11 protein-coding genes and 1 pseudogene are annotated in these 9798 nt (G+C 64.7%); 9 read left to right on the top strand and 3 right to left on the bottom strand.

Going from position 1 to position 9798, the window contains the following annotated elements:
* The first annotated feature begins 222 nt into the window (after nucleotides 1-222).
* Entirely contained in the window at nucleotides 223-966 is a 744-nt protein-coding gene (locus tag MOX02_RS28200) for a 5-formyltetrahydrofolate cyclo-ligase (RefSeq protein WP_174804981.1), read from the top strand.
* 345 nt (nucleotides 967-1311) lie between these two features.
* Nucleotides 1312-1611, top strand: coding sequence for a sigma factor (locus MOX02_RS28195; RefSeq protein WP_238179941.1), 300 nt, complete (start codon nucleotides 1312-1314; stop codon nucleotides 1609-1611).
* A gap of 95 nt (nucleotides 1612-1706) precedes the next feature.
* Here MOX02_RS28195 and MOX02_RS28190 read toward each other — a convergent pair.
* Nucleotides 1707-1859, bottom strand: a pseudogene (locus tag MOX02_RS28190) (helix-turn-helix domain-containing protein); the annotation flags it as partial.
* A 96-nt stretch (nucleotides 1860-1955) separates the two neighbouring features.
* On the opposite strand from MOX02_RS28190, the gene MOX02_RS28185 reads away from it, so the two are divergent.
* Together MOX02_RS28185 and MOX02_RS28180 are read left to right on the top strand one after the other, a co-directional pair.
* The gene (locus MOX02_RS28185; RefSeq protein ID WP_174804980.1) at nucleotides 1956-2492 is read left to right on the top strand and encodes a site-specific integrase; all 537 of its coding nucleotides are present in this window, start codon (nucleotides 1956-1958) and stop codon (nucleotides 2490-2492) included.
* A 441-nt stretch (nucleotides 2493-2933) separates the two neighbouring features.
* A complete protein-coding gene (locus MOX02_RS28180) occupies nucleotides 2934-4037 on the top strand; it encodes a L,D-transpeptidase family protein (protein ID WP_238179940.1) in 1104 nt (367 codons plus the stop codon).
* Nucleotides 4038-4292: 255 nt separating this feature from the next.
* Here MOX02_RS28180 and MOX02_RS28175 read toward each other — a convergent pair whose 3' ends face one another.
* Nucleotides 4293-5453, bottom strand: coding sequence for a PAS domain S-box protein (locus MOX02_RS28175; RefSeq protein WP_170268032.1), 1161 nt, complete (start codon nucleotides 5451-5453; stop codon nucleotides 4293-4295).
* Between the two features lie 427 nt (nucleotides 5454-5880).
* Between MOX02_RS28175 and MOX02_RS28170 the strand changes: the two genes are divergently transcribed.
* From MOX02_RS28170 to MOX02_RS28160, 3 genes are all read left to right on the top strand, one after another.
* Nucleotides 5881-6585, top strand: a complete 705-nt coding sequence (locus tag MOX02_RS28170) for an AAA family ATPase (protein WP_147029102.1) — start codon at nucleotides 5881-5883, stop codon at nucleotides 6583-6585.
* Between the two features lie 223 nt (nucleotides 6586-6808).
* Nucleotides 6809-7288, top strand: coding sequence for a Ros/MucR family transcriptional regulator (locus tag MOX02_RS28165; RefSeq protein WP_147029101.1), 480 nt, complete (start codon nucleotides 6809-6811; stop codon nucleotides 7286-7288).
* A gap of 51 nt (nucleotides 7289-7339) precedes the next feature.
* The gene (locus MOX02_RS28160) at nucleotides 7340-7585 is read left to right on the top strand and encodes a hypothetical protein (protein ID WP_147029100.1); all 246 of its coding nucleotides are present in this window, start codon (nucleotides 7340-7342) and stop codon (nucleotides 7583-7585) included.
* A 57-nt stretch (nucleotides 7586-7642) separates the two neighbouring features.
* On the opposite strand, the gene MOX02_RS32500 is transcribed toward MOX02_RS28160, so the two are convergent.
* Nucleotides 7643-8071 (bottom strand): hypothetical protein, encoded by a 429-nt coding sequence (locus MOX02_RS32500; protein WP_238179937.1) that lies wholly within the window; start codon nucleotides 8069-8071, stop codon nucleotides 7643-7645.
* Nucleotides 8072-8468: 397 nt separating this feature from the next.
* Between MOX02_RS32500 and MOX02_RS28150 the strand changes: the two genes are divergently transcribed.
* Nucleotides 8469-9035 carry a Ros/MucR family transcriptional regulator gene (locus MOX02_RS28150; protein ID WP_147029099.1) on the top strand — a complete coding sequence of 189 codons (567 nt, stop codon included), beginning with the start codon at nucleotides 8469-8471 and terminating at the stop codon, nucleotides 9033-9035.
* A gap of 404 nt (nucleotides 9036-9439) precedes the next feature.
* Nucleotides 9440-9676: a hypothetical protein gene (locus MOX02_RS28145; RefSeq protein WP_147029098.1), complete on the top strand. Its 237-nt coding sequence runs from the start codon at nucleotides 9440-9442 to the stop codon at nucleotides 9674-9676.
* Nucleotides 9677-9798 lie beyond the last annotated feature (122 nt).

Below are 9798 nucleotides of genomic sequence, written 5' to 3'. Positions count from 1 at the left end.
GAGATCTACTTCGACCTGACGAGCAGGCCGTCCTTGAGCAGGTGGCGCAGGTGACGGACCTTGGAGCGGTGACGTGGGATGTTGCGGCACGCTCTGCTGGGACGAGCGTGGTTTTCCGGTAGTGGTCGAGCGCGGAGGTGTGTAGTGGCACGGCAGCCCACCTCTAGGCGATGCCTGGATTGTTGCTGCCGCTGAGTGGCCTTGATGGAGCGGAGTGGGGTCATGGGCACTCAGACGAGGAAACCTGAGAACGAACCTCACCAGCCTGTCGAGGATCCGGCGGCGTTCGGCACCTACAGTTCGCCGCCCTGTTTCATGCACGAACTCGATCCGAGCTTCGTAGGACTAGATGGTGGATCGGAGCGGATCGGTGACCCTCCGCTACCTGCCGGCAGCCTCGATTGGCCGGCGATCAGACAGTGGCGGAAGGCGACGCGCACTCAGTTGATCGAGCGCCGGCTTCAGATCGGGTCCGCGGAGCGCGCGGACTGGAGCGGACGGATCGACAAGGCGCTGGCGGAGGCACTTTCCTCGGCCTCGGGAAAGCTCGTCGGCTTCTATTGGCCCTTCAGAGGGGAGTACGATGCACGCACGCTCCTCACCGGTCTGCGCACGCGCGGGGTGCGCCTCGCGCTTCCCGTGGTGGTGGCAAAAGCGCAGCCACTCCAGTTTCGTGAATGGTGGCCGGGTGTGGCGATGTCCCGGGGCGTCTGGAACATCCCGATCCCAGCTGAGGGCGAGCCGCTACTCCCTGATATCCTGCTCGCGCCGCTCGTCGGCTTTGACGTCTCCGGGTTCCGGCTGGGCTACGGCGGGGGCTTTTATGACCGGACGATCGCGGCGATGCCATCGAAGCCACAGACGATCGGCGTCGGCTTTGAACTGTCGCGCCTGGACACCATCCATCCGCAGCCGCACGACATGCGGATGGACCTCATCATCACCGAGCGAGCCTCAACCCCGTAACGCTCCCTGGCAGACGGGTTTGGTCCAGGCGAACGCTAGGCTTCGAGCTTCCGTACGCACCCCGTGAATAAATGCTCCTCGCATTTTGTCTCTGCTTCAATTGGAGTCGAGCGCGCACTAAGCGAAGATCCGTTCCGAGCGCCCTCCGGGAGAGACAGACCGAGATGTGGCATGGGACGATATCACCAGCCTCGCCGGGCCTACTGCGGTCTCGAGCGGACACTTGGCTTGCCCGTCCCCCTCGGTATCCTCAAGCACTCAGAAGGGCACCGACCTTGGATCGTCGGAGGTTCCGTTGTGCGTGTCGTCAGCTCGGTTCATCTGGTTGTGGGCTGAGGTGCAGACGTGAGGCGGCGCGGTCTCCGAGAACCTGCGGCCCTGCCCGACGAGGGCCGCCCGAGCTTCGAGCAGGTCGTGCTCCCCAACCTCGACGCGGCCTACAACCTCGCGCGCTGGCTCGTGCGCGACGCGCACTTGGCGGAGGACATCGTGCAGGATGCGGTCGTGCGGGGCCTCACCTACTTCGCCTCCTTCCGCGGGGGCGACCCGCGCGCCTGGCTCATGCGCATCGTGCGCAACACCGCCCATTCGGCGCTCGCCGACCGTCAGCGGGCACTCCGGCACTTGGACGCGGAGGTGACCTGACCGGCATTTTGGACCGAGCCAGGTGCGAGGCTACTGCATGGTAGCGGCCATGGGTAGGCGGAAGGCCAGATCCGGGAAGCTGACGGGCGCGGGTGGCCGTACTCCTTGCGCCAGCGGTAGTAGCTCTGCTCGCAGATGCCCGCCTCTTTGCAGGCAACGGCGATGCTCTTGCCCTGGGCTGTCTGCACCTCGATCTGGCGCAGCGTCAGTACCACCTGCTCGGCACTCGGCCTCTGTCCTCTCCTCATTTCCAGCTCCTCCGGTCCTGGCTGATCCTCGCAATCAGCCCGGTCCAAAGCCAGCCGGTCAGGTCACTCGGCACCACGCTGCAATTCGAGACCGCCATGCGGCAGCGGGACGTCATCGGCGAGTGGACGCCGGCGCCGGATGGCACGGCGGCGAAGCCGGGCGAGTTCGTCCTGAATGGCCGGCGCTGGGGGAGGGGGCTCACCTGGGAGGACCTCTCGCGCGACCTCGTGATCCGCAAGGCCACCACCAAGACGGGCGCATTCGCCGCCCACGACCTGAAGCTCTGCCCGCTGGTGCTCGACCTGCTGGAACGGATCCCGCCCGAGCAGCGCAACGGCCCGCTGATCATCGACGAGGCGGCAGGCCGCCCCTATGCCGAATCGGCCTTCGGTCGCGAGTGGCTCATTGTGGCGCGAGCGGTCGGCATCCCGAACCACGTCTGGAACATGGACGCGCGGGCAGGTGCGATCACTGAGGCTGAGGATGCCGGCGCCGACCTCGACCACATCCGCTCGGCTCCGGCTGATTCGCAGACCTCGACGACGCAGCGCTACTCACGCGGTGCGGTCGGCAAGTCACGGAGGGTGGCCGAGATGCGGCTGGCATACCGGAGCTTGAGGAACGGATCCTGACGGGGGAGGGCCGAACTTCGCGTGACCAGCCTCGCGTCCTAGCCTTGTTCGTATCGTCCCACTGTTTCCTGGCAGCAACAGCGAATCAGGCTAGCCGGTGCAAGGTTGCTCCTTGAGGAGTGACACTCCTCCAGCATGGCTACGAGGGGGCAGCCCGATCAATCTCGCGTAGCCGATCGACAAAGCCCCGCAGCTTCACGGCTCGCGGGGCTTTTCACACGGCCGAGCTCACCGGCAAGGGGCTCGATCGAATGGCGGTTCGGTGGAAAGCTGCAGAGCTCGTCGCGTCCGCTCGACGGTCCGGTGTCTAGGCCCGCTGATCTGAACACAGGGCCTCAGAGCTTTCGAAATCAGCTTGCACATTCCGCCTGCGGAACCTTGGCTGTTAAGTGTGATTGTCTTGATGCAGCTAACTGCGGCTGTTGCCGCCGGAGGCGAAGGATGCGTGTCGTCAACCTGCTGATCGCATCGTGCATGCTCGCCACAGCCGGCGCCGGCATGGCTTCCGCCCAGTTCGTAGATCCCTTCAAGGTTCTCGAAGAGGCAAGACGCGATCGGCTCGCGCTCGGTAAGCGCCTCGCACGCGAGGCTTCAGAGCGACCCCAGAAGGAGAAGGCGGATCAAGCGGCAAAAGCGGACGCGCAGCGGAAGCTTGACGAGCAAAGATCTGCGGGAGAGGGCGCTCTCTCTCCAGCTGCGTCAGCGGTGCAGCCAGAAACCTCCCGCACTCATCAGCCCACCTCCGAAGCCCGCAACCTCCCGGCGGTATCCGGAAGCGACGGAAGCAAAACATCCGATCCCAACGCGGCAGAGGCACTGGCAGCTCGTGAGCCTCCTGCGGAAGCAACTCTCCCGCCGGGCCCATCGGACACCATCACTGATAAATCGCCCGCTTCTAACCAGATCGCTACACTCCCGACCGAGGCTGCTCCTCCGGGGACGTCACTCCCAGCAGCCCCAGCGCTCGGTGCTACGTCCGGCATCCCTGCTCCCGCTCAACCTCAACTGACAGAAGCGCCGGCGCGCGATGTCATCGCGCCGGTCGTTGCGGCTCCCCCGCGCGTTCTGATCACGATCGACAAGGCCGCACAGCGGATGCGGGTGACGGTCGATGGCAAGCTGCGCCACTCCTGGTCGGTCTCGACCGCACGGGCGCCCTACAAGACGCCGGCAGGGACGTTCCGCCCCTTGCGTCTGGCCAAGGAGCACTACTCCAGGGAGTGGGATGACGCTCCAATGCCCCACTCGATCTTCTTCACGGCTGCCGGCCACGCCATCCATGCCAGCACGGCGACACGCCAGCTCGGGCGACCGGCGTCGCACGGGTGCGTCCGCCTTTCGCCATCCCATGCCGCCGCGCTGTTCAGGCTGGTTCGGGCTGAGGGCCCAAGCACGACCAAGGTCACCATCACGAACGGAAGATCGGCGGGGAAACCCGCACGCAATTGGGCGGCCGGCGCGCGCACCCGTGACCGTACTCATCATGCTCGGCGAGTCTCCTCCGACATGTGGCAGATTGGGTTTGGGGATGCCTGGGCCGAGTAGGCTAGCTCCGGTCAGTCCGGCCGCGATAGTCGCGCCTGTGCAAGCCTGCGCATCGGCACTGGCGGCAAGCCCAGTGTCGAGGAGCCGGAAGCGGGGCCCTGGCTGGCAGCCCGGTGGCAAGCTGTCTCTACGAGCTCCAGCGAGATCAGGATTGTTGGTTTAGACCGGGCTGGTTGCGGGAATCGACCAGGACCAGCGGTGCCGGAGAAGTACAGCAGCGAAGCGCGGAGCACAGGCTGAGCCCGATGCGGTGCCTCAGGCGATCTGCAGAACCTGTGAGGACAGGGGCAGATCGATCCGGCAGACGAGGCCACTCTGCACAAATCGCACTTTCGAGCAGGCATTGAGGTCTGCCGGCAGGATCTGCTCTAGCAGCCTCAGGCCAAACCCTGTGTGAGATGGCGGTGAGACCGCCTCCGGCACCTCGCGCTCAGCCCACCTGAATACAAGGCAAGGAACGCGCTCGCTGAAGCGGAGCCGCCACCGCACCGAGACGGATCCACCCCGCTCCGACAAGGCTCCGAACTTCAGCGCATTGGTCGTGAGTTCATGAATGGCTAAGCCGAGCATCTCCGCGGCTTGAGGCAAAAGGTTGATCGGCGGTCCAGAGATGCGCACGCGGTCCGGCATCTCCATCTCGAACGCCTGCAACTCGTCGGCAACCAGCCACTCCAGGTCGATCCCGGTCGGTGGGCTTTGCAGCGAGGCACTTTTGAGGCGCTGCAGCGCATCGATCCGGCTGTCGAGGTGCGCGGCATACTCCGCCGCTGTATCGTGGGTCTCGGCAGTGCGGCGCGCGATGGAGCGCACAAGCCCCAGTGTCGTGCGTACCTGTCTCTGTAGCTCGCGAGAGGTCTGGGCTAGTTGGTTCATGAGCTGGCTCAAGTCAGCAGGTGCACCGATCGTGTGAGCTAGTCCCGCAACGGCTTGGTCCATGATTTCGCGGACGCGGGCGACGCGCTCTGAAGGAGCCTCGTGCAGCGGGTCACCGGGCTGGATCTCCCGTTGCAGAGCGACCCAATGCGTCAGGTTTCCGGCCTCGTTGCGCAGCGGTGTGATGTGCCAGTGCATCGTGAAGGTGCTGCCATCCTTGCGGTAGTTGATGGCCGTGCCCTGAAAGGCCTCACGTGTTTCAAGGTCGGCGCGCAGATGGCCGAGGACCGCCCTGTCAGTCAGCGGCCCTTGCAGAATACGCGGCGTCTGCCCAACGGCTTCCTCGGCCGTGTAGCCGGTCATGCGGGTGAAGGCGGGATTGACGTACTCGATGAACGGACCGGGACGCTCCAACTGCGAGCCGGTGATGATGACAGCTTCGCCGATGCCGTCGAGTGCTGTTCGGAAGAGCCCAGTCGGTCCCCCTGCACCTACCGGTGCAGGAGTGTCATTCTGAAGCATGTCAGCGGTCGGGCTGATCATGACGCAGCTCATCAACGCGTGACGCCGCCCCCGGCTGCCACCAGCGTCGCGGCTGGCGGCTCTGATGGGCGATAGCACGCACATAAGCTAACGGCTCCAGCTTGGAGAGGGTTTCCGGTTGCCGAGGTGGAGGCTGGTGCGTCCGCTTGGCGACCGACCCCGTCACGCGGCCGTCGAAGCAGACATCGTCCAGCGCGGCATTGAGTTAATCGCGAGGCGGAGAAGTCTGAAGCGCAAAATGTACTCGCATTACATTTTGCACTGCAACGCGAAGGAACGGTCCGATCTCTAGTCGCTCGTTCTCGCCTATATTGCCTGCTTTTTCGATTTATTAACCAGATAAAGCTTCACTGATCGAACGTCATGTCTCGAGGGGTTGTTGTTGACCCTTCGGAATTGCTTGCGGCCGTTCTGCAAGGAGTGCAGCGTGCATACGATCCTGATCGCAGCTCAGAAGGGCGGGGCCGGCAAGAGCACCCTGGCGGTGCACTTCGGAGCCTTAGCTCAGCAGAGCGGCAAAACGCTCCTCATCGACGCCGATCCGCAGGGGTCGCTGTCGTTCTGGCACCGGCGCCGCGCTGCTCCAACGCCGCACCTGACGAAGGCAAGCGCCGGAGACGTCCCCGAGATCCTGAACATCGCCGAACGGGAAGGAGTGGACTGGGTGGTTATCGACAGCCCGCCTCACAACGGCAGCCTGATCGCCTCGCTGATGAGCAGGGCAACCCTGACCCTGATCCCGGTCCGGCCAGGTCCCTTCGACCTAGACGCGGTCGGTGCCACGCTGACGATGGCGCGCAGCCTCAAGGCACCGCTGGCCTGCATCATCAATGCCGCGCCGCCCATCACGCGCGGCGACACGCAGGTGAGCACGGTGGCCGAGACCCGGGACGTCCTGATCAGCATGGGTGCGCCCGTCCTGCCGGGGCAGGTCTCGCAGCGCGTCAGCCTCTCGCACGCCCTGATCGGCGGCCAGTCGGTCGACGAGTACGAGCCCGAGGGTCGCGCCTGCGCCGAAGTTGGCGCGATGTGGGCGACGATCTGCGAATTGGCGCGCACCTTCCCGCGTCAAGCTCGCTCCTCCTGGCAGGCGAGTTCGGTTACAGCATGCGGTGTCATGGTTCGGGCCTGAAGCGCTCGGGCTGGCACCAGCCGCTCTGGTCGTTGGCGTGCCGGCTCACGGCTGTGAGGACGGGCGGTCTACACTGCATCGTAAGTGAAATAGTAGTCACCAAGCTGTCCGAGTCACAGCACCGGTCAGCGCAAACCGGTTCGTACCTTCCGTACGTTTTGTTTGAGCGGGCTTGCGTTCTCGCCAAGAGGCTTTACTCCGCCACGTCCACACACAGCAGAGGATGTGTTCCGTGTCAGACACGAAGGCGGACGAGAGAAGTGAAGTCGACCTGACCGCCGAGATTGTCTCGGCGTACGTCTCCAACAACTCAGTGCCTGCGGCAGAGCTGCCTGCACTGCTGGCGAGCGTGCACGGCATGCTGAAGGGTCTCGCGAGTTGCACGTCTTGGGCCTCTGCGGAGGAGGTGGAAAAGCCGACGCCAGCGCAGATCCGCAAGTCGGTCACGCCAGACGCGCTGATCAGCTTCATCGACGGCAAGCCCTACAAGGCTCTCAAGCGCCACCTGACGCGGCACGGGCTCGACCCCTACAGCTACCGCCAGCGGTACGGCCTGCCCAATGATTACCCGATGGTGGCCGCCGCTTACGCCGCGCAACGCTCCGAACTCGCCAAGGCCACAGGTCTAGGCCGCGGCGGAGCCCGCGACGCAGACGAGGATCAGTCTCACTCGGCAGGCACCCGGCCCGAAGCCGCGGAGTAGCCGAACGACTCAGCGGCAACTCGCCGGGCGTCATCGCGTTTGAGGATCCACATGGATGCGGTCGTCAAGCCGATTGGGACCGCCGGCACCGAGTGGCTCCTGCAGGATCAATTCGGCTGCCCGCTCGGCCGGCTACGCAAGACAACCGTGCCGGTCGACCCGTTCACCATCCTGCCGGAGCGGGGAAGTCCACTCGACGGCGTTTACGTCTTTCACCCCACACTGGACGCTGCGCTGACGGCAATCGGGAGGTGTCTCGGCGGTACGTGCGAGCTCGTCGAGTACCCGGAGCCCTGACATCGGCGTTCGCCTGGGCCGGGCCACCGCGCGGTGGCCCGGCCCAGCAAGGCGCGACTACCAGTAGCCCCGGCCGTACCCGAAGCGAGGACCGAACCCGAAGCCGACTGGGCGGATCGGTCCGTAGAAGCCGGGGCCGTAGGCAAAGCTGCGACGGAAGGGCGGCCCATAGGCGTAGGGCGGCGGACCATAGTCGAACGGCTCGACGATCACCTCGCGCACCACAGGTGGCGGTCGGTAGAACACGGGCCGCTCAACCACGATCTCGCGGACGATCCGACGCGTCCGGTAAACGGGCCGCTCGACGATGACCTCGCGCACGATGCGGCGAGGGCGATGGGCTGGGCGATACCGCAGCACTGGCCGGCCTTGGTAGGTCCGGCGGCTATAGCCAGCCGGTTCATCGGCGCTGGCCGGCGCGGGGCCAATGATCAATCCCGGGCTGAGGGCCAGCGCGCCCGTGAGCGTGTACACGATCGGCTTCATTTTGCTCCCCTGAGAAGCGCAAGGTCACGCCGTTCGACCCTGCACATGGCTTTACGCTCAAGCTTACCCGAAATGGCGGCAGAACGTTCCTTCACTTCTCGTACGGTACGCAACTCACTGCGAAGTGGGTTGATGATCCACCATCGCGCAGCTGACGCCGCCATGCGGCAAGCTGGATGATGACGCCCTGAGGGCAGACTGCGACTGACCGTTCAGCGCAACGACTCTCAACCAGATGTTGGCGAACAGGGAGAACTCTGTGCGGCTGCCTCGCCGTGATTTGGTCAGACTGGATCAATACGCCTGTGGGAAAGCAGACTTTTTCCGCCCGCGCTAATTGCCGGCAAGTATGGTTTCTGCAGGTGTGTGAGACAAGAGAACGAGGAAGGAGTTCTTCATGTCTGACACTGCCGAAGCATCCAGCATCAATCACATCGACCTGACGGTCGAGGTCGTCGCCGCCTATCTGTCCAACAACCATGCATCTGTTGGTGACCTGCCCGGGTTGATAGCCAGTGTGCATGCTGCCGTGGCGGGCTTAAGCCAGGGCGCCCCTACGAGCGAGCCGGAGATCAAGCTGACGCCAGCTCAGATCAAGAAGTCGATCACGACGGAGGCACTGATCAGCTTTGAGGATGGCAAGCTCTACAAGACGCTGCGCCGGCACCTGACGATCCGCGGCCTCACACCCGAGAGCTACCGGGAGAAATGGGGACTGCCGCGCGACTATCCCATGGTGTCGGCATCCTACTCGGAGGCGCGCTCCTCGCTGGCCAAGAGCATGGGCCTTGGCCAGCAGCGCCGCAAACCCGCAACCAAGGCCGCCGCACCGGTCGAGAAGGTCGTCGAGCCGGCGCAGACTTCCAAGGCTCCCAAAGCCCGTAGCACGCGCAAGAAGGCGGCCGAGGCGCCGACGAAGCCGCGCAGCCAGCGCAAGGCTGCGGAACCGGCTCTCGCGGAGTAGGATGCGGTCCGGCGCAGGCATGCCCTGCGCCGGCTCCTTCGCCCTTCGAGGCAGAGCGCGTGATGCGTTGGGAAGTTGCACCGGTCGACACCGGCCGGGATCCGCAGCCCGGCCAGCTGGTCTACCTCGTCACGGCGCACTCTGACCTGTTTGCCGAGTGGCTCTCGCTGACCGTCATGATCGAGGATGCTGGCGGAGAGGCAGAGAATGAAGCAGCTGCTCTCACGAAAGCCGCGAAATTTGCCGCTCAGTTCGCTGAGGAGGCGAGAGGCTCACAACAACCGACCAGGTCGGGTGCGGCGCGAGGAGCGGACCACGCCGGAGAAAATTCACGAGAACCTACTGACGCAACTCGTGCGTCCAAGAACCGTTCTCCGAGCTCTCACTCAGCTGGGGAGGCAGACATGACGGATCGTGTGACACGCGCCGAAGCTGCGGCAGTCCTCGGCGATGTCGATGAGAAGGTGCTCGTCGATGTGATCGCAGCCGGAGCAACCAAGGCGGAGGTCGCGGAGGCATTTGCCTGGGTCACGAACGACGAAGCCATGCTGAACGAAGGCCGGGCGATGCCGGGCGGCCGAACGGCTCAGGTGATCGCCATCCTAGAAGCGCAGCTGGAGAGCGAGAAGTCAGAACCATAAGAGCAATGCACAAACCGTCGCGTTTCCGGGGCTGGCGGCAGAACCACGCGAAAGCCCTCTGGCACGCCCGTTAATGGGCTCCGCGAGTCGTAAGACCTCGGATTAGGCAGCGCCACAGGCGC

Source organism: Methylobacterium oxalidis, assembly GCF_007992195.1.
Lineage (GTDB): Bacteria > Pseudomonadota > Alphaproteobacteria > Rhizobiales > Beijerinckiaceae > Methylobacterium > Methylobacterium oxalidis.
The sequence above is the reverse complement of the archived record's forward strand: the minus strand, read 5'-3'. Positions and strand labels throughout refer to the sequence as shown.

What these genes read in the sequence shown, in the direction of transcription:
- MOX02_RS28185 (WP_174804980.1), top strand. Translation starts at nt 1,956, where the DNA reads ATGCGGCAGCGGGACGTCATCGGCGAGTGGACGCCGGCGCCGGATGGC.
- MOX02_RS28150 (WP_147029099.1), top strand. Translation starts at nt 8,469, where the DNA reads ATGTCTGACACTGCCGAAGCATCCAGCATCAATCACATCGACCTGACG.
- MOX02_RS28175 (WP_170268032.1), bottom strand. Translation starts at nt 5,453, where the DNA reads ATGATCAGCCCGACCGCTGACATGCTTCAGAATGACACTCCTGCACCG.
- MOX02_RS28160 (WP_147029100.1), top strand. Translation starts at nt 7,340, where the DNA reads ATGGATGCGGTCGTCAAGCCGATTGGGACCGCCGGCACCGAGTGGCTC.
- MOX02_RS28180 (WP_238179940.1), top strand. Translation starts at nt 2,934, where the DNA reads ATGCGTGTCGTCAACCTGCTGATCGCATCGTGCATGCTCGCCACAGCC.
- MOX02_RS28145 (WP_147029098.1), top strand. Translation starts at nt 9,440, where the DNA reads ATGACGGATCGTGTGACACGCGCCGAAGCTGCGGCAGTCCTCGGCGAT.
- MOX02_RS28200 (WP_174804981.1), top strand. Translation starts at nt 223, where the DNA reads ATGGGCACTCAGACGAGGAAACCTGAGAACGAACCTCACCAGCCTGTC.
- MOX02_RS32500 (WP_238179937.1), bottom strand. Translation starts at nt 8,071, where the DNA reads ATGAAGCCGATCGTGTACACGCTCACGGGCGCGCTGGCCCTCAGCCCG.
- MOX02_RS28165 (WP_147029101.1), top strand. Translation starts at nt 6,809, where the DNA reads ATGTGTTCCGTGTCAGACACGAAGGCGGACGAGAGAAGTGAAGTCGAC.